The following is a 22,614-nucleotide window of genomic DNA, read 5'->3' as shown; positions in this document are numbered from 1 at the left end:
GCCCGATTTAGTGCTACTCCGCACAGGGCGTGAAAGCTACCCCAGACGGCGACAGGGCGGGAGGGGGGCCGAATCCGAGCGGTGCTCAGGTACACGCTGGTCACGGCCGGAAAATGCGCTCACATCCGGAAGGGTCGGACAGAAAACTGACGGTTGAGTAAGTTTCGGTCCCGTAATCTCCACCGAATCTGTACGACCTGGCAACCGCCCCCGGCGCCCGTCAGCGGCCCTGTTCGAGCGGTGCCGTCCTCTCCCCTTCCAGCGCCGGAGCGGAGGATTCCGTTACTTCCGTCCGGTTCGGCCGCACGGTCCTGACCAGGACGATCACCAGCGCTCCGGCGGCCGTCGCGGTCAGTCCCGCCACCACCGCCGCCGCGTTGAGCCCCGAGGCGAACGCCGACCGCAGCGCATGCTCCGGGAAACCTCCGCGCAGGGCACCGGCCGCTCCGCCCGCCAGCGCGTGGGCCGCGTCGTGCGGCAGCGTGCTTTGCATGCGCGACGTCAGCACAGAGCCGTACACGGCGATGCCCAGCGCGAGGCCGAGCTGCCGGAAGGTGTTGACCGCTCCGCCCGCCATCCCGGCCCGCTCCGGCGGTACGGCCGCCAGCGCCGCGCCCGCGATGCCGGGCGCCACCAGCCCCGTACCGACACCGATCAGCACCAGCCCCGGCGCCAGCACGGACGCCGTCGACCCCGCGTCCAGGCCCGTCGTGCAGAACTGCCCCGAGCCGACCAGCAGCAGCCCGCCGCCGACGGTGATCCGCGCCGGCACCCCGTGCAGCAGCCGCCCGCCGGCCGCCGCGACCACGAACGCCGCCAGCGACATCCACAGGAAGACCAGCCCCCCGCGCACCGGGCTCATCCCGAGCAGCGACTGCATCCATATCGAGTCGTACGCCATGAGGCCGAACGCCCCCGCGTTGAAGGCGAGCGCGCCCACCATCACGACCGAGAACCGGGGGTTCAGGAACAGCCGCGGATCCAGCAGCGGGTCGGCGCCGCGCCGCTCCACCGTGACGAACAGCAGCAGGGCCACCACGGCCGCCGCGAACGTCACGAGGGTGCCCGCATCGCCCCAGCCGTGCTCCCCGGCCCGCACCGCCCCGTAGGTCAGCCCGCCCGCGAAGGCCGCGAACGTCAGGGTGCCCGCCCAGTCGATGCGCCGGTCACGCGAACCGTGCGACTCCGGCACGAACCTCAGCGTCAGCCACACCGCGACCACGCTCACCGGCAGATTGACGTAGAAGATCCACCGCCAGCCCGGTCCGTCCGTCAGCACCCCGCCGAGCACCGGCCCCACCGCGGCCGCCGCCCCGCTGACCGCGCCCCACACGCCGAGCGCCACCGACCGCCGCCTGCCCTGATAGACGGAGCCCAGCAGCGGCAGCGTGGTCGCGAGCATCGCGGCCCCGCCGAGACCCTGCAGTGCGCGCGAGGCGATCAGCATCCCCGGCCCGCCCGCCAGGCCGCACAGCAGCGAGGCCGTCGCGAACACCACCACGCCCACGACGTGCACCCTCCGCCGGCCCAGGATGTCGGCCGCGGCGCCCGTGCCGAGCAGCAGCGCGGCCAGCGCCAGCGCGTACCCGTCCATCACCCACTGCAGATCGCTCAGCGAGGCGTGCAGCGAACCCGCCATGTCCGGCAGCGCGACCACCGCGATGGTCACGTCCAGCAACAACATGAACGTGCTCAGGCACACCGCCGTGAGCGGCCCCCATGTACGCATGTCCTCAACTCCTTGTGCGATGGATGCGTAGGAATCCGTACGATGGGGCAGGCCGGACGATCGCGGTGGCTGTAGTTGTCCAGGCGCTGAAATCCGACACCAGAGGGTGGTATGGAGACGAATTCCCACGCACGGCTGGCACCCGGGTTCGACGAGCTCGACCTGCGCCTGCTGTCGGCGCTGGAGGTCGACGGCCGGGCTCCCTTCAGCAGGATCGCGGCGGTGCTCGGGGTCTCCGACCAGACCGTCGCCCGCCGTTACCGTCGGCTGTGCGCCGAGGGCGGGCTGCGGATCGTGGTGATGCGGGACGCGGACCGGCTCGGCCGGGACCAGTGGATGCTGCGGGTGCGCTGCGCGCCGGACAGTGCCCTGGCCATCGGGGAAGCGCTGGCGAAGCGGTCCGACACCAGCTGGGTCGCGCTCGTCTCGGGCGGGACCGAGGTCCTCTGCCTGACCCGACCGCGCAGCTCCGGCGACCACGACGACCTGCTCCTCGGCAAACTCCCGCGCACCCCCAGCGTGGTGGAGATCCGCGCCCACCAGTTGCTGCACCGGTTCTACGGCGGCCCGCAGGGCTGGATCACCAAGTTCGGGGTGCTCACCGCCGAGGAGACGGACGCCCTGCGCCCCCGGGTCGAGCCGGCGGCCGGCCCCGCCCGCCTCACCGCGCAGGACGAACCGCTGCTGGCCGCGCTGGAGCGGGACGGCCGGGCCACCTACCCGGAACTGCAGCGCGCCACCGGCCTGTCCGAGTCCGCGGTCAAGCGCCGCCTCGCCGCACTGTTCGCCTCGGGGGCCGTGTACGTCGACTCGGAGAGCGACCCGGAGCTGGTCGGCCACCCGGTGGCCGCGATCCTGTGGATCACCGCCGCCCCGGCCGCCCTGCACTCCGTCGGCGAGGCCCTCGCCGGCCACCCCCAGATCGCCCATGCCTCCGCGGCCACGGGCCCCTGCAACATCATCGCGACCGCGTTGGCCGAAAGCACCGCCGGCCTGTACGCCTACCTCAGCGGTCCGCTGGGCCACCTGGAGGGCGTCCAGCACGTGGAGACGACGGTCTTCCTGCGCCGCATAAAACAGCTCACCTACCCGCTCCCGACCCGCTGACCAGGCCCTGAGCAGGTCGGGCGCATTCCGCTGCGGTTCCGCAGCGCCCCGAAGGGGCGCGGGGCCGTACCCATATGCGGCTCTGCCACGCGGGCGCGACCAGCCACGACGGCGCCGCAGACGAGCGACGGCATGTCGCGGCACGTCCCGCGGAGCGCTCAGCGCCGCTGCATCCGCACCCCGCCCGCCAGGATCGTCGCCGCCAGGGCGTCCGCCGCGCTCTGGGCGGAGGTGCGGCGGGTGCCGTGGTCCAGGACGAAGTCGACGCGGCCGAGTTCGGGGAGGCCGAAGCGGTCGGGAACGCGGACCAGGCCCGGCGGGACCAGGCCCCGGGAGTGCGCCATGACGCCGAGGCCCGCCCGGGCCGCCGCGATCAGGGCGCTCAGGCTGCCGCTCGTGCAGGCGATGCGCCACGGCCGGCCCTGCCGCTCCAGGGACTCGAAGGCGAGCGCGCGCGTGATGCCCGGCGGCGGGAAGACGATCAGCGGCACCGGCCGGTCCGCGTCCAGGCGCAGCCGCTCCGCACCGATCCACACCAGTTCGTCGTGCCAGACCAGCTCGCCGCGCGGATCCTCCGGGCGCCGCTTGGCCAGCACCAGGTCCAGCTTCCCGGCGGCCAGCTGCTCGTGCAGGGTGCCCGACAGCTCGACCGTCAGTTCCAGATCGATCTCCGGATGCTCGTGCCGGAAGCCCTCCAGGATCTCCGGCAGCCGGGTCAGCACGAAGTCCTCCGAGGCGCCGAAGCGCAGCCGGCCGCGCAGCCGCGTGCCCGTGAAGAACGCCGATGCCTGCTCCTGCACCTCCAGGATCCGCCGCGCGAAGCCGAGCATCGCCTCGCCGTCCTCCGTCAGCTCCACGGAGTGGGTGTCCCGGGAGAACAGCTGGCGCCCGGTGGCGTCCTCCAGCCGCCGCACGTGCTGGCTGACGGTGGACTGGCGCAACCCCAGCCGCCGGGCGGCCTGCGTGAAGCTCAACGTCTGGGCGACCGCGAGGAAGGTCCGCAGGTGGGAGGGGTCGTACATGGGAACAACGGTAGCCGCTTATCGTGGATCGCGATGACAGTCAGAGCGGTATGACGGATTCCCGATCGACCTCCGGAGGAGGACGATGAACGGGGGCCCTCCGGCCCCGGACCACCCGACCGCAAGAAGCAAGTGGAGCACCGTGAAACGCCTGCGATGGCCGAGTTGGATGCCGATCGACCCGTACATCCTGCTGCTGCTCGGGACGGTGGGCCTCGCGGCTCTTCTCCCGGCGCGCGGGGCGGGGGCCGACGTGGCCTCGGGCGCCTCCACGGCTGCGATCGCCTTCCTCTTCTTCCTGTACGGCGCCCGTCTCTCCACCCGTGAGGCGCTGGACGGGCTCAAGCACTGGCGGCTGCACGGCACGGTCCTCGCCTGTACGTTCGTGATCTTCCCGCTGCTGGGCCTGGCCGCCCGGGGTCTCGTCCCGGTCTTCCTGACCCACCCGCTCTACCAAGGGCTGCTCTTCCTCACGCTCGTCCCGTCCACCATCCAGTCGTCGATCGCCTTCACGTCGATCGCCCGGGGAAACGTTCCGGCGGCGATCTGCGCGGGCTCCTTCTCCTCCCTCGTCGGCATCGTGATCACCCCGCTCCTCGCGGCGGCCCTGCTGGGCAGCAGCGCCGGCGGGTTCTCGGCCGACTCGCTCGTCCAGATCGTGCTCCAGCTGCTGGTGCCGTTCCTTACCGGGCAGCTGCTGCGCCGCTGGATCGGCGGGTTCGTCGCCCGGCACAAGAAGGTCCTCGGCCTCGTCGACCGCGGCTCGATACTCCTCGTCGTCTACACCGCGTTCAGCGAGGGCATGGTCCAGGGCATCTGGCACCAGGTGAGCCCGCTCCGGCTGGGCGGCCTGCTGGTCGTCGAGGCCGTCCTGCTCGCCGTGATGCTGGCCCTGACCTGGTACGGCGGCAAGGCGCTCCGCTTCAACCGCGAGGACCGGATCGCCATCCAGTTCGCGGGCTCCAAGAAGTCGCTCGCCTCCGGACTGCCCATGGCGAGCGTCCTGTTCGGCGCGCACGCCTCGCTGGCCGTGCTGCCGCTGATGCTCTTCCACCAGATGCAGCTGATGGTGTGCGCGGTGATCGCCAAGCGCCGCTCGCACGACCCCGTGGCGGACGCGGGCGAGGTCACCGCCCCCGAGCCAGCCGCACCGTCACGAACCGCGGTCGGTACAGGGTCACGTTCGCGTTGATGCTCGCCGAAGCGCCGCTCGTCTCCAGCCAGTTGACGTCGTAGCTCAGCACCAGCCGCCCGTCGCCGCTCAGCTCGGGATGCACCTGCGGGTTGTACGCGGCGACGCCCGCCGTCGGCAGCGAGGGGCTGAAGTTCCTCGTCGGGCCGTGCCACGGCCCGACGGGGGAGCACGCCCAGTACGAGGTCACGGTGGTCAGCCCCGCCGTCCCCGCGGCCATCGTGAACAGCACATACGTCCCGCGCACCCGCACCACCGAGAACGCGCTGCCCACCTTCGCCCCGCTCACCGGACGCGGCCGCACACCCCACCCCGAACCGTCCCAGTAGCGCCAGGCGGCCGCGTCCCCGAGCCGTCCCTCCGGCACCCGCGCCACATACGCCGACGAGGCCGGCCGGGACGCGGCCTGCCCGTCGTCGCCGCCGAAGACGTACGTCCAACCGCCCTTCTCCACCAGCGTCGTACCGAACAGGATCCGACGCGACGGATCGGGCACCAGGCTCTGGTCGAGCACCTTCACCACCGACTCGACCCGCAGATCCGGCAGGGAGAGCGTGGCGACCTCGGTCGCGGTGGGCACCCCGTAGATCCACGGGGGCTGCCCGGCCGCCCGCACCCACAGCAGCACCCGGACGACCTTCTCGGAGGAACCGGGAGCGCGCGGTTCGACCCGCGCCGCGACGGGCCAGCGCCACTGGTTCTGGGCCGGGTCGGGGAAGAGGGGGGCGGGGAGCGTGCTCTGCAGGTGGCCTCCCCCGTCCATCACCACGGCCGAGTTGCGCACCAGCGGGGCCGTCGTGTCCCGCCAGGCGGACGACTCGCCGACCGGGTTGGGCGGGCGGTGCACCTGGCCGAGATAGGTGTCCGAGAACAGCCACAGCACCCGCCCGTCCGGCAGCCGCACCGAGTGGGTGCCGTCGCCGCCGGTCCAGTCGTCGGTACGGGTCGCGTCGTCGCCGTACCGCGCGAACTCACGTGTGAGACGGTCGGCGGCCGACCACGAGGTGACCGTGTGCGGTGTACAGGCACCGCCCTCCCGTCGACCGTGGTCCGGGAGGGCGGTGAGCAGCACGGCCCCGAGAACCAGGGCCAGCAGCAGGCCGAAGCCGGTTCCCGTCCGCTGTCGTGCTCGTACGTCGTCGGGCACCCACGGGACGTTAGTGGCTGTTGCTCACATGGTCCATGGGCAGCCACAGCACGGTGTCCTTCAGGGAGGTGTCGGGGGCGGCGAGTTCCTCGTCGCTCAGCGCCCGGTCCCACACATGGACGTCGTCGATCGCTCCGGTGAAGAAGGCCCGGCTGTCCATGCGCTGCCCGATGTGCACACCGAACGGCGAGTTGCGGCTGACCGAACCGGGCGCGTCGGCGGTGCTGAGCTGCGTACCGTCGATGAACAGCGTCAGCTGCCCTCCCCCACGCTCGGCTTCGCTCGCGCGGGAGGTACCCCCATCGCGCCGCAGCGCCAGATGGTGCCACTGCCCGTCGTTGTACGCGCCGTTCGTGCGGACGGACGCCGACTGCGGGGCCGACGCGCCGCCCCGTACGGTGATCAGCCCCTGGATGCGGTTGCTCGCGGGCTCGCCGCGCAGCCAGACCTGGGGCTGCGTGGTGCCGATCCCGCCCATCCACAGCAGCGGCTGCTCACCGGTCGTGGCGGTGTAGCGGAACCACAGCGAGGCCGTGAAGTCCTTTGTCCCGAGCGGGAGTCGGTCGCTGTACGGCAGGCGTACGGCGTCGTCGACACCGTCGAACTCCAGCGCCCCACCGAACACGCCGTCCGTCTCCTCGGCACCGCCGAGCACGGCCGCGGGCCTCGCGTACGGAGCCCGGTCGACGGTGGTGGGGTCCGGGCCGCGGCGCGGCTTCAGCCAGTCCTCGGTGAACCGGGCGAAGCGGATCTCGTCGCGGGCGTCGACGGCGCCGCCCTCGTACATCAGCCCCACCGTGTCGCGGTCGGCGCGCACCATGTCGGAGTAGCCCGACCAGTCCGTGGTGACCACCGTGCCGCGGTCCACGCTGTCCCAGGTGCGTCCGCCGTCGTAGGAGGAGCGGATCATCATGGTCCGGCGGCGGTCGGGGTCGCCGGGGCAGGCCAGCAGGATGCGGTCGCCCAGGCGCAGCATCGAGCCCTGCACCTGGGGCGTGTACAGGTCGGGCAGGTCGCGGAACGGGGCGGTGAAGCTGTCGCCGCCGTCGCGGCTGACCGTCTGGGTGCGGTGGCCGAGGTCGGTGCCGTCCTGCTCGCGGCCGCTGACCAGGACCGAACCGTCGGTGCGCTCGGTGAGCGTGAGCTCGGAGGGCTTCTGCCGGAAGGTGCCGTCGTCGGCGATCGGCCAGGAGTCGGTGGCGCCGACCCGCCAGTGGTCGCCGCCGTCGTCGCTGACGACCAGCGCCGCGTGGTTGGCGCTGACCCGACTGCCGTTCCATGTCTCGGTGTTGACGCCGAAGACCAGCCGCCCGGCATGCCCGCCACGGGTGAGCTGGATGCCGTGCACGGGCCCGGTGGCGTACCAGGAGTTCCAGTCCGCGGGCAGGATCTCGGAACTCAGGTCACGGGGCTCGGACCAGGACAGCCCGTCGTCGTCGCTGTACTGCAGATGCGGGGTCCGGTCGCAGGGCACCGTGCAACTGGAGCTGTCCGTGCGGCCCGTGTTGTACGTCTCGGCCAGCAGGACGCGGCCCGTGGCGCGGTCCACGACCGGCGCCGGATTGCCGTGCGTGTCGCCGCCGCCGTCGTTGACGACCTGGAGCGGGCCCCAGGTGCGGCCGCCGTCCGTGGAGCGTTTGAGGACGATGTCGATGTCGCCGGCGTCCCCGCAGTTGCGGATGCGGCCCTCGGCGAAGGCCAGCAGTGTGCCGTCGGCGGACTTCACGATCGCCGGTATGCGGAAGCAGGAGTAGCCGGGGTCCTGGGAGGCCTTGAAGATGACCTGCTGTTCGAACTCGGATGTCGCGGCGCGGGGTTGGGCATGCGCGGGGCTCGGCGACACGGCCAGTGCGGCGGTGACGACGACCGCTGCGAACACGGTTCTCAGACGTGCGCGAAGACGTGACGGCATGGTGCGAACCTGCCCTTCAGAGGTCTGGACATCTGGACATCCCACGTCCAATGTCCGTACCACAGAGGCTAGTTGCGGTCTCCGGAGCCTCACAAGAACCGTGCAGCTACTCGACGGATCGCGGCGGCGCGCCATCGCGGACTTCAGGGGCGCAGAACCACCTTGCCCAGATTGCTCCGCGACTCGATCACCGCATGCGCCTTCGCCGCGTCCTCCAGCGCGAACTCCCCGTGCACGGCAGGCTTCAGCGTGCCCGCCCCGAACAGTTGCCACAGCTCCTGCCGCCAACGCTCGTACAGCTCCGGCTTCCCGCGGGCGATGCGCGCCATCTGGAAACCGATCACGGACTTGGCGCCGACGAGCAGGTCGTACGCCTGGATCGTCCCGCCACCCGAGCTGTACGCCACCAGCCGGCCGCCCGGAGCGAGCGCGGTGACGGCCGGGGTGAGCAGTTCGCCGCCGACGGCGTCCAAGGCGTAGTCGACGGGATCTCCCCAGCCGTCGTCGCCGTACGCGACGACGTCGTCCGCGCCGAGGGAGCGCACGAAGTCCGCCTTCCCGGCATCGGACACGGCACCCACCACCCGGGCCGCGCCCCGCGCCTTCGTCAACTGCACGGCCAGGTGGCCGACTCCGCTCGCGGCGGCCGTGACCAGCGCCGTCTCGCCCGGTTCGGGGCGGGCGGCCTCCAGGGCGCCGAGTGCGACGAGCCCACTGCGGACGAGGGCGACCGCGTCGACGGCGGACGCGCCGTCCGGTACGGGGGAGGCCATGGCTTCGTGCAGGCAGGCGAAGTCGGCGTACCCGTGTCCGAAGCACAGCCCCGTCACGCGCTCACCGACGCGGAACCGGGTGACTCCGTCACCGACGGACACGACCTCGCCCGCGATCTCCCCGCCCAGCGGAATCGGCTCGGCGGCCTCGGTGACCTTGCGGACGACGGGGAGCGTGACGCCCACGGCCTCGCAGCGGACGAGGAGTTCACCGGGGCCGGGCTCGGGGACCGGGGCTTCCTCCAGAAACAAAGGGCCGCCGGTGGACTCGTAGCGGACGCGGCGCATCGCACCTCCAGGGGACGTTGGGGCTCCCAACCAATCCGTTGGGAATCCCAACGATAAGCCGAACTTCATTGGGAAGTCCAATGACTTTTTCGCTAGGCTGGTCGCATGCCCGAAGCCCCCCTCGCCGAGATCCGCTCCCTCCCCAGCTGGCTGCTCGGCCGTGCAGCCGCGCGCGGCCGCGCGCTGGTCGCCGAGGCGCTGGCCGCGGAGGGCCTGAAGATGTGGCACCACGTGGTGCTCTCCGCCGTACGTGACCTCGGCCCCGTCGCCCAGGCCGACCTCGGTCGCAGCGTGCAACTCGACCCCAAGGACCTGGTCGGCGTCCTCAACGACCTGCAGTCCGCCGGCCTCGTCCTACGCGAACCGGACCCCAAGGACCGGCGCAAGAACGCGGTGTCGCTCACCGGGGACGGCGCCCGGCTGCTCAAGCGCTGCGAGAGGGCGGCGCGCGCGGCCAACGACGAGCTGCTCGCGCCGCTCTCCGCGGCCGAACGCGACCGGTTCATAGGTCTGTTGATCCGGATTTCCGGTACGGAGAGCTGACGGCGGATAACGTTCCGTCATGGCCGTATCCCTCGCCCTCGATCCCGCGCGCAGCGCCCTCGTCCTCGTCGATCTCATGGACCGGATCGTCGCGCTGCCCCTGGAGCCCCGCAAGGGCACCGAAGTCCTGTCCGCCGCCGAGGAGTTGGCGACCGCGTTCCGTTCGGCGGGCGCGGCCGTCGTCCTCGTCCGGGTCGAACGCCCCGGCGTCGCCGAACAGCCGCCCGGCAGCGGGCTGGTGGCCGGTCTGGCCCGAGAAGGAGACCTGGAGGTCGTGAAGCGGACCATCGGCGGCTTCCAGGGCACGGGACTGGACGATCTGCTGCGTGGCCGGGGAGTCAACACGCTCGTCTTCGGCGGGATCGCCACCAACCTCGGCGTCGAGTCCACCGCCCGCGCCGCCGGAGACCTCGGCTACGACCTGGTCTTCGTCGAGGACGCCATGGCCGCGCTCACGGCCGCCGAGCACGAGGCGTCGGTGCGGCTGGACTTCCCCCGGCTGGGGACCGTGGTGACGGCGGCCGACGTGCGGTTCGTGGCGGGCTGATCCCGCAGGGCGGCGGGAGCAGCTGAGGCGGGGCCCCTGCGGCGCAGGGGGCGCTCCCCGCCGGCCGGGGCCCCGCCGCCGTGTCGCGGAGAGCCGGTCACCCCTGGGCGGCCGCGGTCCGCAGAGCGATGCGGTCCTCGCCCGCGTACACGTTCATGGAGCTGCCCCGCAGGAAGCCCACCAGGGTCAGGCCGGTCTCCGCGGCCAGGTCGACGGCGAGGGACGAGGGCGCCGAGACCGCCGCCAGGACCGGGATCCCCGCCATGACCGCCTTCTGCGCCAGTTCGAAGGAGGCACGCCCCGAGACCAGCAGGATCGTGCGGGACAGCGGCAGGTCGCCGCTCTGCAGGGCGCGGCCCACCAGCTTGTCGACCGCGTTGTGCCGGCCCACGTCCTCCCGTATGTCCAGCAGCTCGCCGTCCTCCGTGAACAGGGCCGCCGCGTGCAGACCCCCGGTCCGGTCGAATACCCGCTGGGCCGCGCGCAGCCGGTCGGGGAGGCTCGCGAGCAGCTCGGGCCCGACGCGGACCGGGGGAGTGTCGGCGATCGGCCAGCGGGCCGTCGTACGGACCGCGTCGAGGCTCGCCTTGCCGCACAGCCCGCAGGACGAGGTGGTGTACACGTTCCGCTCAAGCGTGATGTCGGGGATCTTGACGCCGGGCGCCGTCCGCACGTCCACCACGTTGTACGTGTTCGAGCCGTCGACCGTGGCTCCCGCGCAGTACACGATGTTCTGCAGGTCGGCCTGTTCCGCCAGCACGCCCTCGCTGACCAGGAACCCCGCGGCCAGCGCGAAGTCGTCGCCCGGGGTGCGCATGGTGATCGCGAGCGGCTTGCCGTTCAGCCTGATCTCCAGCGGTTCCTCGGCGACGAGCGTGTCCGGACGGGACGAGACCACCCCGTCGCGGATGCGGATCACCTTGCGTCGTTCCGTGACTCGTCCCATGTCGTGTCTCAGTCCCGGTTCTGTACGTGCTGGTAGCCGAAGCGGCCCTTGATGCAGAGGTTGCCGTGGGTCACCGGGTTGTCGTGCGGTGAGGTGACCTTCACGATTTCATTGTCCTGCACGTGGAGAGTGAGGTTGCAGCCCACTCCGCAGTACGCGCACACGGTGGTCGTCTCCGTCTGTACCGACTCGTTCCACGTACCCGCCGCGCGCATGTCGAACTCCGACTTGAACGACAGCGCCCCCGTCGGGCACACCTCGATGCAGTTGCCGCAGTACACGCACGCGGAGTCGGTGAGCGGCGCATCATGTTCCACGGCGATCCGGGCGTCGAAGCCCCGGCCGGAGACCGAGATCGCGAAGGTGTTCTGCCACTGGTCGCCGCAGGCGTCCACGCACTTGTAGCAGAGGATGCACTTGTCGTAGTCGCGTACGTACAGAGCGTTGTCGACCTTGGGTTCCTCGTTCAGGCGGGCCGCGTCCGGGCCGAACCGGTCCGGCTTCGCCTCGTACTCCTTGATCCATTCAGCAACCTGTGGAGTCGTCGACAAGTCGACCGAGGAGGCGAGGAGTTCGAGGACGACCTTGCGGCTGTGCCGGGCGCGCTCCGTGTCGGTGCGGATCTCCATGCCGGGCTCGGCCCTGCGGGAGCAGGCCGGGACCAGGGTCCTGGATCCCTCCACCTCGACCATGCAGACGCGGCACGCGTTCTTGGGTCGCAGCGTGTCCCCCTGGCACAGGGTCGGGATGTCCTTCCCCATCGCCCGGCAGGCGTCGAGGATCGTCGAACCCTCGGGAGCGCGCACCGGCTCCCCGTCGAGGGTGAACTCCAGCAGCCGGCGCGGTATCCCCAGCGGTGTCACGGTCATTGGTACGCCCCCAGACGGTCGATGGCGGATTCCACGGCGTTCCACGCGGTCTGTCCCAGGCCGCAGATCGAGGCGTCCCGCATGGCGCGGCCGACCTCCCTGAGCAGGGCGATGTCGTCGGCGGCCGCAGCGCCCGTGCGCTCGGCGATCCGGTGCAGCGCCTCCTCCTGGCGCACGGTTCCGACCCGGCAGGGCACGCACTGGCCGCACGACTCGTCGCGGAAGAACTCGGCGATGCGCAGCAGCAGCCGAGGCAGCGGGACGGTGTCGTCGAAGGCCATGACGACACCGGAGCCGAGCGTGGTGCCCGCCTCGCGGGTGCCTTCGAAGGTGAGCGGGATGTCCAGTTCGTCCGGCCGTACGAAGCCGCCCGCCGCGCCGCCGAGGAGCACCGCCCGCAGCCGCTCCCGCACCCCGGCCCGGATGAGCAGGTCGCCGAGTGTCGCCCCGAACGGCAGCTCGTAGATGCCCGGCCGGTTCACGCTGCCCGAGACGCAGAACAGCTTCGGCCCGGTGGACCTCCCGGTGCCGATCGCCGCGTAGGCCGGGGCGCCCATGGTCAGGATCGGCAGGACGTTGACCAGCGTCTCCACGTTGTTCTCGACCGTGGGCTTGCCGAACAGGCCCTTCTCCACCGGGAAGGGCGGCTTCGAGCGCGGCTCGCCGCGGTAGCCCTCGATGGAGTTGAACAGGGCCGTCTCCTCGCCGCAGATGTAGGCGCCGGCACCGCGCCGGATCTCGATGTCGAAGGCGTAGCCCTGGCCGAGGACGTCGTCGCCGAGGAAGCCACGCGCGCGTGCCTGCGCGATCGCGTGCTCCAGTCGGCGCAGGGCCCGCGGGTACTCGCCGCGCAGATACACGTACCCCTGGTGCGCGCCGGTCGCGTACCCGGCGATGGTCATCGCCTCGACCAGCGCGTACGGGTCCCCTTCCATGAGCACGCGGTCCTTGAAGGTGCCAGGCTCCGATTCGTCGGCGTTGCAGACGAGGTAGTGCGGGTGGTCGGGCTGCGACGCCGTGGCCTGCCATTTGCGGCCGGTGGGGAAGGCGGCGCCGCCGCGCCCGACCAGGCCGGAGTCGGTGACCTCGCGGATGACTCCGGCGGGGCCGAGCGCGAAGGCCCGGCGCAGGGCGGTGTAGCCGCCGTGGGCCCGGTAGTCGTCGAGACTTTCCGGGTCGACCACGCCGACCCGCCCAAGCAGGACAAGCCCGTCCTGTCCGGCTTGGGGCACCGCCATCGCCGCCGGCGGTTCCTCCGGCGCCGAGTCGGGTGCGCTCGCGGCGAGTACGGCCGCCTCGACCGTCGCGGGCGCCGACACCGCCGTACGCACCGGGTCCCCCGCCTTGATCGCGAGGGCCGCCGGGGCCCGCTCGCACAGGCCGAGGCAGGGGCTGCGCTCGACGCTCACCCCGCTGTCCGGGCCCAGCCGCGCCTCGATCCCGGCGCACAGCTCGGGCGCCCCGGCGGCAGCGCAGGCCAGGTCCGTGCACACGTGCAGCACGGTGGCGGGGCGGGGCCGCACCGAGAACATGGCGTAGAAGGTGGCGACGCCGTACGCCTCCGCGGGCGGGACGGTCAGCCGCCGGCACAGGTGGTCGAGGGCGCCCTCGCTGATCCAGCCGACCCGGTCGTTGATCGCGTGCAGCCCCGGCAGCAGCAGGTCGCGTCGTTCCCGGGCCGCGCGGCCGCCGCGGGCCCACCGCAGGTCGGCGTCGGAGCGGTCGGCCCCCTCCCAGGAGGACTCGGGAGGGCCCAACAGGGCGTCCACGGCGGCCCGTTCGTCGTCCGTCGGCTTGCTGTCGCCGAAGTGCAGATCCACCAGGTCACCTCACGATGGTCGCGACGGGGAGCTTCTCGATCCGGATCGCCGACGCCTTGAACTCCGCCGTCCCCGCGATCGGGCAGTTCGCCTCGATCGTCAGCTGGTTGGTGTCCACCTCGTCGGGAAAGTGCATGGTCATGAAGGCGAGCCCGGGGCGAAGGGCCATGTCGACCCATACCGGCGCCACGACCGACCCCCGTCGCGAGGACACCTGGACCTCCTCGCCGACCACGACCCCGTAGCGCTCGGCGTCCTCCGGGCACAGCTCGATGTACTCTCCGCGCCGGAGCGGGGAGGCGAAACCGCCGCTCTGGACACCGGTGTTGTACGAGTCGAGGCGCCGCCCGGTCGTCAGCCGGATCGGGTAGTCCTCGTCGGTGAGGTCCACGGGCGGATCGTGCTGGACGATCCCGAAGGGCGCCGGCATCCCGCGCCGGTCCGGGTCCTTGTCCCACAACCGGCCGTGCAGATAGGTCGGTTCGACCTCCTCGGTGCTCGGGCACGGCCACTGGATGCCCTGGTGCTCCTCCAGGCGTTCGTACGTCATCCCGTAGTGGTCCGGAGAGACCGAGCGCAGCTCGTTCCAGACGGCCTCGGCGTCGGCGTACTTCCAGTCGTGGCCGAGGCGCGTCGCCAGCTCGCAGATGATGACGATGTCCTCGCGCGCCTCGCCGGGCGGGGTGACCGCCCGGCGCACGCGCTGAACCCGCCGCTCGCTGTTGGTCGTTGTGCCGTCGGTCTCCGCCCAGCCGGCGGTGGCGGGCAGGACGACGTCCGCCAGCTCGGCGGTCCTGGTGAGGAAGATGTCCTGGACGACGAGGAAGTCGAGCTGCCGCATCCGGCGTACGGCCTGCTCGCTGTCGGCCTCCGACTGTGCGGGGTTCTCGCCGATGCAGTAGACGGCCCTGAGGGAGCCCTCCTCCATCGCCTCGAACATCTCCGTCAGGTTCAGCCCGTAGTGCGGCTGGATGACGGTGTCCCAGGCCGACTCGAACCTCAGCCGGGAGTCCGGGTCGAGGATGTCCTGGAAGCCGGGCAGGCGGTTCGGGATCGCGCCCATGTCGCCGCCGCCCTGCACGTTGTTCTGGCCGCGCAGGGGCTGCAACCCGGCGCCGTAGCGCCCCACTTGACCGGTCAGCAGGGAGAGGTTGATCAGTGCCCGGACGTTGTCGGTGCCGTTGTGGTGCTCCGTGATGCCGAGGGTCCAGCACAGCTGGGCGCGCTCCGCGCGGGCGTAGGCGTGCGCCAACTCCCTTATGGCACGCGCCGGTACGCCCGTCACCTTCTCGGCGAGGGACGCCGTCCACGGCTCGACCAGCGCCTTGTATTCCTCGAAGCCGGTCGTCGCCCGCTCGATGAACGCCTCGTTGGCCAGGCCCGCGTGGATGATCTCGCGGCCGATCGCGTGCGCCATCGGGATGTCGGTGCCGACGTTCAGGCCGAGCCAGCTCTCCGCCCACTCGGCGGTCGACGTACGGCGCGGATCGACGGCGTACAGCCGGGCGCCGTTCCTGATGCCCTTCAGGACGTGCTGGAAGAAGATCGGGTGTGCGAAGCGGGCGTTGGAGCCCCACATCACGATCACGTCGGTGTGCTCGATCTCCTCGTACGAGGAGGTGCCGCCGCCCGAGCCGAACGCGGCGCTCAGACCGGCCACGCTGGGGGCGTGACACGTCCGGTTGCAGGAGTCGACGTTGTTGGTGCCCATCACGACCCGCGCGAACTTCTGGGCCACGTAGTTCATCTCGTTGGTCGCGCGGGCACAGGAGAACATGCCGAACGCACCGCGGTTTCGTTCGAGGCCGCGGGCCGCGCGGTCCAGGGCCTCCTCCCAGCTCGCCTGCCGCAACGGCTCGTCACGGGAGTCGCGGACGAGGGGGTGAGTCAATCGGGTGTAGGTCTTCGGTTGCCGTTTCCTCATGTGAGGCCCCCAGATTTCATGCGGCGCTCCTCAGGGCGAGCAGGTCCGAGATGGCGTGCACGGTGCGCAGGGTGGGCACCTCGACGCCGGTGATCTCCGCCAACTCGACGACGGCCGCGAGCAGGACGTCGAGTTCGAGCGGCTTGCCGCGCTCCAGGTCCTGGAGCGTGGAGGTGCGGTGGTCGCCGACGCGTTCGGCGCCGGCCAGCCGGCGTTCGATGGAGACGCCGACCTCGCAGCCGAGCGCCTCGGCGACGGCGAGGGTCTCGGCCATCATGGTCTCGATGACCTTGCGGGTGCCGCCGTGCAGACACATCTGCCGCATGGTGGCGCGGGACAGCGCGCTGATCGGGTTGAAGGAGATGTTGCCGAGCAGCTTGACCCAGATGTCGCCCCGCAGCTCCGGCTCGACCGGGCACTTCAGGCCACCGGCGACCATGGCCTCGCTGAAGGCCAGACAGCGCTTGGACACGCTGCGGTCGGGCTCCCCGATGGAGAACCGGGTGCCTTCCAGGTGCCGTACGACGCCGGGTCCTTCGAGCTCGGTGGCCGCGTAGACGACACATCCGACGGCCCGTTCGGGCGCGAGCACCGCACTGACCGCGCCGTCCGGGTCCACGCTCTCGATGCGGTGGCCGTCGTGGGGGCCGCCGTGCCGGTGGAAGTACCACCAGGGGATGCCGTTCTGGGCGGCGATCACCGCCGTGCCGTCGTGCAGAAGGGGCTCGATCAGCGGCCCGCACGCCGCGTACGAGTTGGCCTTCAGGCCCAGGAAGACGAAGTCGACCGGGCCGATCTCGGCCGGGTCGTCGGTGGCGTGGGCGTGCGCGGTGAAGTCGCCGCGCGGGCTGAGCACCCGTACTCCGTGCTGCCTCATGGCCGCCAAGTGCGGTCCACGGGCGACGAGATGCACATCGGCGCCGGCGCGATGGAGCGCGGCACCGACGTAGGCGCCGATCGCACCGGCGCCGAGAACTGCGACTTTCATGACGAGGGAGCTCCGTTCGGTCGAGGGAATACCGCGGAGATGTGCCGCACAGTCGAACTCTGCCGAACACTGTCGACTGAATATTGTCTACAGTATGGGGATGGACCCAGCAAGGGTTCGCGCAGGGTTCGGAATACCGGTCGGTCCGACCGTTCGGCGCGTCCCGCATACCGTTCATCGCATACGGTCGACGTGCCGCCTTCTCAATTCCCTTGCCGCTCCCTTACGTTCGGGATCATGAGTCCCCCTGTCGCACCGGCCGGCTGGAGCCGCTGGCTGGTTCCCCCCGCCGCTCTCTCCGTCCATCTCTCCATCGGCCAGGCCTACGCCTGGAGTGTCTTCAAGCCGCCCCTGGAGTCCTCGCTCGGCCTCAGCGGAACCCAGAGCGCGCTGCCCTTCCAGCTCGCCATCGTCATGCTGGGACTGTCGGCCGCGTTCGGCGGCACGCTGGTGGAGCGCAACGGGCCGCGCTGGGCGATGACCGTCGCCCTGGTCTGCTTCTCGTCCGGCTTCCTGATATCCGCGCTGGGCGCCGCCACCGAGCAGTACTGGCTGATCGTCCTCGGCTACGGCTTCGTCGGCGGCATCGGCCTCGGCATCGGCTACATCTCGCCCGTCTCCACGCTGATCAAGTGGTTCCCCGACAGGCCCGGCATGGCCACGGGCATCGCGATCATGGGCTTCGGCGGCGGCGCGCTCATCGCCTCACCGTGGTCCGCGCAGATGCTGGAGTCCTTCGGCACCGACAGCTCCGGCATCGCGCTCGCGTTCCTCGTGCTCGGGCTGTCGTACGCCGTCTTCATGTCGCTCGGCGTGCTGCTGGTGCGGGTGCCGCGCAGCGAGCGGCCGGTCGAGGGTGCGCCGAGTGCGTTCCAGGGGCCGCAGGTCTCCGCCAACACGGCCGTCCGCACCCCGCAGTTCTGGTGTCTGTGGGTCGTGCTCTGTATGAACGTGACCGCCGGCATCGGCATCCTGGAGAAGGCCGCGCCGATGATCCAGGACTTCTTCAAGAACACGTCGACCCCCGTGTCGGTCTCGGCCTCGGCCGGTTTCGTGGCGCTGCTCTCCGCCGCCAACATGGCGGGCCGCATCGGCTGGTCGTCCACCTCCGACCTGATCGGACGCAAGAACATCTACCGCGTCTACCTGGGCTTCGGTGCGCTGATGTACGCGCTGATCGCCCTGTTCGGCGACTCCTCCAAGCCGCTGTTCATCCTGTGCGCGATGGTGATCCTGTCCTTCTACGGCGGCGGTTTCGCGACCATCCCGGCCTATCTGAAGGACCTCTTCGGCACGTATCAAGTCGGCGCCATCCACGGCCGGTTGCTCACCGCCTGGTCCACGGCCGGCGTCCTCGGACCGCTGATCGTGAACTGGATCGCCGACCACCAGAAGGCCGACGGCAAGAGCGGCGCGTCCCTCTACAGCCTCTCCTTCATCATCATGATCGGCCTGCTCGTCGTGGGCTTCGTCGCCAACGAACTCGTCCGGCCCGTCAACGCCCGCCACCACATCCCCGCCCCCAGGGAGGAGACCGTCGATGTCGAACGACAGCAGTCAGAGTCCGCCTGACCGGCGCCCGCTGATCGCCTTCGCCTGGCTGTGGGTCGGGGCACCGCTCGCCTACGGGGTGTACGAGCTCGTACAGAAGGCGACCAAGCTGTTCACCGGGTGACTGTTCGGGAAGTGTTCGGGCGTCCGAAGGCCTGACAGAAGCCGACAACCCTGGCGCCCGAATCCTGTCGTCTTGGCTGCCGTCGTACCCGTGAGTCACTGATCAGACTGGTGGATCCCGCTACCCAAGGCAACGAGGGGGACCCCAATGAACGGCTCGCGCATCGCCGCCGTCGGCCACTACCAGCCCGCCAAGGTGCTCACCAACGAGGACCTGGCGGGCCTGGTCGACACCAGTGACGAGTGGATCACGTCCCGGGTGGGCATCCGTACGCGGCACATCGCCGGGCCCGACGAGCCGGTCGACGAGCTCGCCGCCCATGCCGCCGCCAAGGCGCTCGCCGCGGCCGGTCTCGCGCCGGGCGACATCGACCTCGTACTGGTCGCCACCTCCACCGCCGTGGACCGCTCGCCCAACATGGCCGCCCGGGTCGCCGCCCGGCTCGGCATCCCCTCGCCCGCCGCGATGGACGTCAACGTCGTGTGCGCCGGGTTCACCCATGCCCTGGCCACCGCCGACCATGCGGTCCGGGCGGGTGCCTCGATGCGTGCGCTGGTCATCGGCGCCGACAAGATGTCCGATGTGACCGACTGGAGCGACCGAACCACCTGCGTCCTCGTCGGCGACGGGGCGGGGGCCGCCGTCGTGGAAGCCGCCGACGAGCCCGGCATCGGGCCCGTGCTGTGGGGCTCCGTGCCCGAAATGGGGCACGCGGTACGCATCGAGGGCACACCCGCGCGGTTCGCACAGGAGGGGCAGAGCGTCTACCGCTGGGCCACCACCCAGCTGCCACCCATCGCACGCAGGGCCTGCGAGCGCGCCGGGCTCGCCCCCGAGGACCTCGCCGCAGTCGTCCTGCACCAGGCGAACCTGCGGATCATCGAGCCCCTCGCCGAGAAGATCGGCGCCGTCAACGCCGTCGTCGCGCGGGATGTCGCCGAGTCCGGGAACACCTCGGCGGCGAGCATCCCGCTCGCGTTCTCCAAGCTCGTCGAACGGGGCGCCGTCTCCAGCGGGGACCCGGTGCTGCTGTTCGGCTTCGGCGGGAACCTGTCGTACGCCGGACAGGTCGTCCGCTGTCCCTGACCTGCGCGTACGGCCCGATGTGACGCACTCGACCACCCGTACCCCTGGCCACGGTGCGCCGTAGACTGTAGACGAAAGACAATCCATACTGGCTTTCCGGCTGCAGTTGCTCCGCGCTGCTCAGGAGGGGGACCGACCGATGTTGTCGACAGGACTGCCGCAGGGTGCGGTACCCAAGCTCGAACGGCCCGGCCCACTGCGCGACCGCGTCTACGAGGCGCTCCTCGAACTGATCACCACGCGCGCCCTGCAGCCCGGCCAGCACCTCGTCGAGAGCGAGCTCGCCGGCCACCTCGGGGTGTCCCGGCAGCCCGTGCGGGAGGCGCTGCAGCGGCTGAACACCGAGGGGTGGGTCGATCTGCGGCCCGCCCAGGGCGCGTTCGTGCACGAGCCGACGGAGGCGGAGGCCGACCAGCTCCTCACCGTCCGCACACTGCTGGAGGCCGAGGCGGCCCGGCTCGCCGCCGCCAACGCGGGCAGCGGCGGCATCTCGGTGCTGGAGGAACTCTGCACGGAGGGCGAGAAGGCCGTCGCCGCGGACGACGTGGACGGCGCCGTCACGATGAACGCCCGCTTCCACGCGAAGATCATGGAACTGGCGGGCAACGCGGTCCTCGCCGAACTGGCGGCCCAGGTCGACCGCCGGGTGCGCTGGTACTACACGCCGATCGCCCGGCAGCGCGGACAGCAGTCCTGGATCGAGCACCGGGAGCTGATCGCCGCGATCTCGGACCGTGACGAGCAGCGGGCCACGCAGCTGATGCGGGAGCACACGGAGCACACGCGACGCTCGTACCACGAGCGGGCGAAGTGACCGCCGGGCCGAGCAGACCCTAGGCCGGGCGGGGCGGCGGCAGGATGCGGTGCCCGAGGGCGAGGATCACCTTGAGGGTCTCCACGGCGAGTTCCCTGTCGTACTCCTTCTCGGATTCCGGCAGGTCGGCGTAGGGCACGAGCAGCGGGTGCGTGAGCTTCTCGTCGTCCCGTGACTGCCCGTACCGCCAGCCCTCGGCGATGCGACGCAGGGCCCAGCGGTCGTGCGCGTTCTCGGCGAGGAGCTCGACCAACGCGAGGAGATCCGGGCCGAGTTCGGCCGCGTCCGTGTCGACCGGACGGGGTGTCCAGCCACCGGATTCCCGCATGCCTCAGCCCTCCGAACCGTCCGCAGTGGGGCTGTCGGCGAAGTGGACGTCCATGTCACCCACGATCTGGGAGACCTGCTGAGCCTCCGTCATGTCGGCGATGTCCGTGCCTTGTTCGGGAATCGTCTCCCCCGAACTGCCGTCCAGGAAATAGGGGATGATCGTCAGGCGCCCTTGGTCGCTCAGCTCTCGTGCCGTCGCCAGCTCCCGCTTGCACCACTCGCTGCGCCAATACGCCTCGCTCACCAGCGGGACGAACACCTGGCTGGCGGCGAGCTGCTCCTCGAGGCGGACCTGCCAGTTCGACCCCTTCGGGATCGTGTTGTTGTACACGTAGTGGAAGAAGTCGAAGTTGTGCAGCTTCAGGGCGCGCCCGAGCTCCCGCGACAGCGCGTTGTCCGGCCCGGCCGTGCTCAGGAAGATACGGCCGTGGGCCCTCCCGGTGCTGCGGATGTACCCGATGCCCTCGTCGAGGGTGCGGAACTGGTGACGGGGCAGGTCGAAGCGGTCCAGCTGCCGCTCCAGCGCGGCGACAAGCTCAGCGGGGTCTCGCCACCACAGGACGGGATCCTGGGACTCGGTCGCATCGCGCAGGATCTCCCCGACGACCATGGCGGGCACGCGCCGGTCCGCCCGCTCCTCCCTTTCGTGGTGGAGGAGGTTGAGGGTGGGGATGAAGCGGCCGAACAGCAAGGGGTAGAGCCACTTGGGGAGCCGCGCGGAGGCCACGTCGACCACCACGAAGTCGAAGCGGTCCAGCTGGAAGGGAAGGATGCCGGGGTCCCGGAAGTCGAGGTTCACCCTGCTGACGGCGTAGCCGAACCTCTGCAGAACCTGGGTCACCAGCGGTACCGCCGTGCGGTAGGCGGCCGTGTCCGGAAGCGCCAGGCCCACCTCGCCGATGAGCTGGTCGCCCACGGAGGAGTAGCCCTGGGACTGCAGCAGCAGTCGGCGCACCGGCTGCTCGAAGCCGTCGTACGTGTCCAGGTCGTCCCGGTCGAAGACGAACCGCTCGGTGGCCTCCGGGAAGAGGTGCGCGGGCACCCCCTTCTCGGCGAAGACGATACGGGGCTTGCGCGCCCGGACCGCGAGACCGTACTCGTAGACGATGAACGGCGAGCACTTGTAGGTGTGTTGCTGTCGGCGCAGGGTCACCACGGCCACGAAGCAGGCGCTGCGCCGCATCACCATCTCCAGGTGGCACGTCGACAGCGGCCCGGACTGCGGGTCGACGGTGAACCCGAAGTGGTGCGCGTCGAAGGTGCGCCAGAAGAACTCGTTGACGTCACGGTCCTCGCGCCGGTAGCTGTGGCTGAAGTAGGTGGGGATCCGACGCACCGTGCTCATGGCCTGACCGTCACTTCGCCGGGGCGTCGGTGCGCGGGCTGGCCAGCTGTACCCAAGTGCCCATCTCCCGCTGCTCGATGCGGGTGACGCTGGCGGCGAGCACTCTGTCACGGGTGTCCGGGTCGTGATATGGCTCGGCGCCGGTGCGGTAGAGACGGCGTTCCGCCTCCACTGCCTCGCGGGCCTCGCTGAAGCGCAGGTAGTCGTCCTGCCAGTGGAAGACCGAACGCAGGCCGGTGATCACCACGATGACCCCGCCGAGCACCGCGGGCATCTGCGCGTTCTCGGGTGAGATGACGGCCGAGACCGGGATCGCCGCGGAGATGAGCAGCAGCAGGGTCTCGCTGAGCCGGAAGTAGCGGCGGGCCTTGATCGCCGCGGCGCGGTACCAGTCGTACGACCCGTCCGCCACCCGCATCGCGTAGCCGGGGCGCCGCTCGTCGGGTGGGAGGGCGTCAGGTGCGGGCTCGGCAGGTGAGAGTTCGTCAGCCATTCGTGTCCCCCGAAGCACTTCTGTGGCAGGCACAGGGTAGCCAATCGCGGACCGTTTCAACCCC

General features: G+C 71.0%; 21 protein-coding genes. 8 read left to right on the top strand and 13 right to left on the bottom strand.

Annotated elements, in window-relative coordinates:
• Window positions 1-220 precede the first annotated feature (220 nt).
• Window positions 221-1,729, bottom strand: a complete 1,509-nt coding sequence (locus tag ACWDAG_RS02580; protein WP_450693729.1) for an MFS transporter — start codon at window positions 1,727-1,729, stop codon at window positions 221-223.
• A gap of 111 nt (window positions 1,730-1,840) precedes the next feature.
• Here ACWDAG_RS02580 and ACWDAG_RS02575 point away from each other — a divergent pair, with 111 nt between their 5' ends.
• Entirely contained in the window at window positions 1,841-2,836 is a 996-nt protein-coding gene (locus tag ACWDAG_RS02575; protein WP_450693728.1) for an Lrp/AsnC family transcriptional regulator, read from the top strand.
• A 158-nt stretch (window positions 2,837-2,994) separates the two neighbouring features.
• Here ACWDAG_RS02575 and ACWDAG_RS02570 read toward each other — a convergent pair whose 3' ends face one another.
• Window positions 2,995-3,858, bottom strand: a complete 864-nt coding sequence (locus ACWDAG_RS02570) for a LysR substrate-binding domain-containing protein (RefSeq protein ID WP_450693727.1) — start codon at window positions 3,856-3,858, stop codon at window positions 2,995-2,997.
• A 169-nt stretch (window positions 3,859-4,027) separates the two neighbouring features.
• Between ACWDAG_RS02570 and ACWDAG_RS02565 the strand changes: the two genes are divergently transcribed.
• Window positions 4,028-5,050, top strand: coding sequence for a bile acid:sodium symporter family protein (locus ACWDAG_RS02565; protein WP_450693944.1), 1,023 nt, complete (start codon window positions 4,028-4,030; stop codon window positions 5,048-5,050).
• Here ACWDAG_RS02565 and ACWDAG_RS02560 read toward each other — a convergent pair.
• The 3 genes from ACWDAG_RS02560 to ACWDAG_RS02550 form a co-directional block, all read right to left on the bottom strand.
• A complete protein-coding gene (locus ACWDAG_RS02560) occupies window positions 4,986-6,197 on the bottom strand; it encodes a DUF4185 domain-containing protein (RefSeq protein ID WP_450693726.1) in 1,212 nt (403 codons plus the stop codon). The two genes, ACWDAG_RS02565 and ACWDAG_RS02560, sit on opposite strands and share 65 nt — an antisense overlap.
• A 10-nt stretch (window positions 6,198-6,207) precedes the next feature.
• On the bottom strand, window positions 6,208-8,109 hold the full coding sequence (locus tag ACWDAG_RS02555) for an exo-alpha-sialidase (protein WP_450693725.1): 1,902 nt from the start codon (window positions 8,107-8,109) through the stop codon (window positions 6,208-6,210).
• Window positions 8,110-8,252: 143 nt separating this feature from the next.
• A complete protein-coding gene (locus ACWDAG_RS02550) occupies window positions 8,253-9,170 on the bottom strand; it encodes a quinone oxidoreductase family protein (protein ID WP_450693724.1) in 918 nt (305 codons plus the stop codon).
• A 105-nt stretch (window positions 9,171-9,275) separates the two neighbouring features.
• On the opposite strand from ACWDAG_RS02550, the gene ACWDAG_RS02545 reads away from it, so the two are divergent.
• Both ACWDAG_RS02545 and ACWDAG_RS02540 read left to right on the top strand, forming a co-directional pair.
• On the top strand, window positions 9,276-9,713 hold the full coding sequence (locus tag ACWDAG_RS02545) for a MarR family winged helix-turn-helix transcriptional regulator (RefSeq protein ID WP_450693723.1): 438 nt from the start codon (window positions 9,276-9,278) through the stop codon (window positions 9,711-9,713).
• A gap of 19 nt (window positions 9,714-9,732) precedes the next feature.
• Complete coding sequence (locus ACWDAG_RS02540; protein WP_450693722.1) at window positions 9,733-10,260, top strand: isochorismatase family protein; 528 nt, start codon at window positions 9,733-9,735, stop codon at window positions 10,258-10,260.
• A gap of 97 nt (window positions 10,261-10,357) precedes the next feature.
• Here the strand turns inward: ACWDAG_RS02540 and fdhD are convergent, their stop codons facing one another.
• From fdhD to ACWDAG_RS02515, 5 genes are read right to left on the bottom strand one after another with little or no spacing between them, the layout of a single operon-like run.
• On the bottom strand, window positions 10,358-11,206 hold the full coding sequence (gene fdhD, locus ACWDAG_RS02535) for a formate dehydrogenase accessory sulfurtransferase FdhD (RefSeq protein WP_450693721.1): 849 nt from the start codon (window positions 11,204-11,206) through the stop codon (window positions 10,358-10,360).
• An 8-nt stretch (window positions 11,207-11,214) separates the two neighbouring features.
• Entirely contained in the window at window positions 11,215-12,075 is an 861-nt protein-coding gene (locus ACWDAG_RS02530; protein ID WP_450693720.1) for a 2Fe-2S iron-sulfur cluster-binding protein, read from the bottom strand.
• On the bottom strand, window positions 12,072-13,895 hold the full coding sequence (locus ACWDAG_RS02525) for an NAD(P)H-dependent oxidoreductase subunit E (protein WP_450693719.1): 1,824 nt from the start codon (window positions 13,893-13,895) through the stop codon (window positions 12,072-12,074). The genes ACWDAG_RS02530 and ACWDAG_RS02525 overlap by 4 nt, the downstream gene beginning before the upstream one ends.
• Before the next feature lie 4 nt (window positions 13,896-13,899).
• On the bottom strand, window positions 13,900-15,819 hold the full coding sequence (locus tag ACWDAG_RS02520; RefSeq protein WP_450693718.1) for a molybdopterin oxidoreductase family protein: 1,920 nt from the start codon (window positions 15,817-15,819) through the stop codon (window positions 13,900-13,902).
• 16 nt (window positions 15,820-15,835) lie between these two features.
• A complete protein-coding gene (locus tag ACWDAG_RS02515; protein ID WP_450693717.1) occupies window positions 15,836-16,807 on the bottom strand; it encodes a 2-dehydropantoate 2-reductase in 972 nt (323 codons plus the stop codon).
• A 237-nt stretch (window positions 16,808-17,044) separates the two neighbouring features.
• Here ACWDAG_RS02515 and ACWDAG_RS02510 point away from each other — a divergent pair, with 237 nt between their 5' ends.
• From ACWDAG_RS02510 to ACWDAG_RS02495, 4 genes are all read left to right on the top strand, one after another.
• Entirely contained in the window at window positions 17,045-18,379 is a 1,335-nt protein-coding gene (locus ACWDAG_RS02510) for an OFA family MFS transporter (protein ID WP_450693716.1), read from the top strand.
• The gene (locus tag ACWDAG_RS02505) at window positions 18,348-18,482 is read left to right on the top strand and encodes an MFS transporter small subunit (RefSeq protein ID WP_266962832.1); all 135 of its coding nucleotides are present in this window, start codon (window positions 18,348-18,350) and stop codon (window positions 18,480-18,482) included. The genes ACWDAG_RS02510 and ACWDAG_RS02505 overlap by 32 nt, the downstream gene beginning before the upstream one ends.
• A gap of 147 nt (window positions 18,483-18,629) precedes the next feature.
• Entirely contained in the window at window positions 18,630-19,568 is a 939-nt protein-coding gene (locus ACWDAG_RS02500; protein WP_450693715.1) for a beta-ketoacyl-ACP synthase III, read from the top strand.
• A 139-nt stretch (window positions 19,569-19,707) separates the two neighbouring features.
• Complete coding sequence (locus ACWDAG_RS02495) at window positions 19,708-20,382, top strand: GntR family transcriptional regulator (protein WP_450693714.1); 675 nt, start codon at window positions 19,708-19,710, stop codon at window positions 20,380-20,382.
• Between the two features lie 19 nt (window positions 20,383-20,401).
• Here the strand turns inward: ACWDAG_RS02495 and ACWDAG_RS02490 are convergent, their stop codons facing one another.
• Genes ACWDAG_RS02490 through ACWDAG_RS02480 form a run of 3 tightly spaced genes read right to left on the bottom strand, consistent with a single transcriptional unit; the run spans window position 20,402 to window position 22,550 of the window.
• Window positions 20,402-20,710, bottom strand: coding sequence for a RyR domain-containing protein (locus ACWDAG_RS02490; RefSeq protein WP_450693713.1), 309 nt, complete (start codon window positions 20,708-20,710; stop codon window positions 20,402-20,404).
• A 3-nt stretch (window positions 20,711-20,713) separates the two neighbouring features.
• Entirely contained in the window at window positions 20,714-22,057 is a 1,344-nt protein-coding gene (locus ACWDAG_RS02485) for a toll/interleukin-1 receptor domain-containing protein (RefSeq protein WP_450693712.1), read from the bottom strand.
• A gap of 10 nt (window positions 22,058-22,067) precedes the next feature.
• Window positions 22,068-22,550 carry a DUF4231 domain-containing protein gene (locus tag ACWDAG_RS02480; protein WP_450693711.1) on the bottom strand — a complete coding sequence of 161 codons (483 nt, stop codon included), beginning with the start codon at window positions 22,548-22,550 and terminating at the stop codon, window positions 22,068-22,070.
• Window positions 22,551-22,614 lie beyond the last annotated feature (64 nt).

The sequence above is a fragment of the Streptomyces sp. NPDC001157 genome (assembly GCF_053598255.1).
The sequence above is the reverse complement of the archived record's forward strand: the minus strand, read 5'-3'. Positions and strand labels throughout refer to the sequence as shown.

Bases quoted from the DNA above. Each gene is read 5' to 3' on its own strand.
- ACWDAG_RS02565 (WP_450693944.1), top strand. From the start codon at position 4,028: ATGCCGATCGACCCGTACATCCTGCTGCTGCTCGGGACGGTGGGCCTC.
- ACWDAG_RS02545 (WP_450693723.1), top strand. From the start codon at position 9,276: ATGCCCGAAGCCCCCCTCGCCGAGATCCGCTCCCTCCCCAGCTGGCTG.
- ACWDAG_RS02505 (WP_266962832.1), top strand. From the start codon at position 18,348: ATGTCGAACGACAGCAGTCAGAGTCCGCCTGACCGGCGCCCGCTGATC.
- ACWDAG_RS02485 (WP_450693712.1), bottom strand. From the start codon at position 22,057: ATGAGCACGGTGCGTCGGATCCCCACCTACTTCAGCCACAGCTACCGG.
- ACWDAG_RS02515 (WP_450693717.1), bottom strand. From the start codon at position 16,807: ATGAAAGTCGCAGTTCTCGGCGCCGGTGCGATCGGCGCCTACGTCGGT.
- ACWDAG_RS02510 (WP_450693716.1), top strand. From the start codon at position 17,045: ATGAGTCCCCCTGTCGCACCGGCCGGCTGGAGCCGCTGGCTGGTTCCC.
- ACWDAG_RS02575 (WP_450693728.1), top strand. From the start codon at position 1,841: ATGGAGACGAATTCCCACGCACGGCTGGCACCCGGGTTCGACGAGCTC.
- ACWDAG_RS02520 (WP_450693718.1), bottom strand. From the start codon at position 15,819: ATGAGGAAACGGCAACCGAAGACCTACACCCGATTGACTCACCCCCTC.
- ACWDAG_RS02480 (WP_450693711.1), bottom strand. From the start codon at position 22,550: ATGGCTGACGAACTCTCACCTGCCGAGCCCGCACCTGACGCCCTCCCA.
- ACWDAG_RS02570 (WP_450693727.1), bottom strand. From the start codon at position 3,858: ATGTACGACCCCTCCCACCTGCGGACCTTCCTCGCGGTCGCCCAGACG.
- ACWDAG_RS02495 (WP_450693714.1), top strand. From the start codon at position 19,708: ATGTTGTCGACAGGACTGCCGCAGGGTGCGGTACCCAAGCTCGAACGG.
- ACWDAG_RS02555 (WP_450693725.1), bottom strand. From the start codon at position 8,109: ATGCCGTCACGTCTTCGCGCACGTCTGAGAACCGTGTTCGCAGCGGTC.
- ACWDAG_RS02530 (WP_450693720.1), bottom strand. From the start codon at position 12,075: ATGACCGTGACACCGCTGGGGATACCGCGCCGGCTGCTGGAGTTCACC.
- ACWDAG_RS02490 (WP_450693713.1), bottom strand. From the start codon at position 20,710: ATGCGGGAATCCGGTGGCTGGACACCCCGTCCGGTCGACACGGACGCG.
- ACWDAG_RS02580 (WP_450693729.1), bottom strand. From the start codon at position 1,729: ATGCGTACATGGGGGCCGCTCACGGCGGTGTGCCTGAGCACGTTCATG.
- ACWDAG_RS02540 (WP_450693722.1), top strand. From the start codon at position 9,733: ATGGCCGTATCCCTCGCCCTCGATCCCGCGCGCAGCGCCCTCGTCCTC.
- fdhD (WP_450693721.1), bottom strand. From the start codon at position 11,206: ATGGGACGAGTCACGGAACGACGCAAGGTGATCCGCATCCGCGACGGG.
- ACWDAG_RS02500 (WP_450693715.1), top strand. From the start codon at position 18,630: ATGAACGGCTCGCGCATCGCCGCCGTCGGCCACTACCAGCCCGCCAAG.
- ACWDAG_RS02550 (WP_450693724.1), bottom strand. From the start codon at position 9,170: ATGCGCCGCGTCCGCTACGAGTCCACCGGCGGCCCTTTGTTTCTGGAG.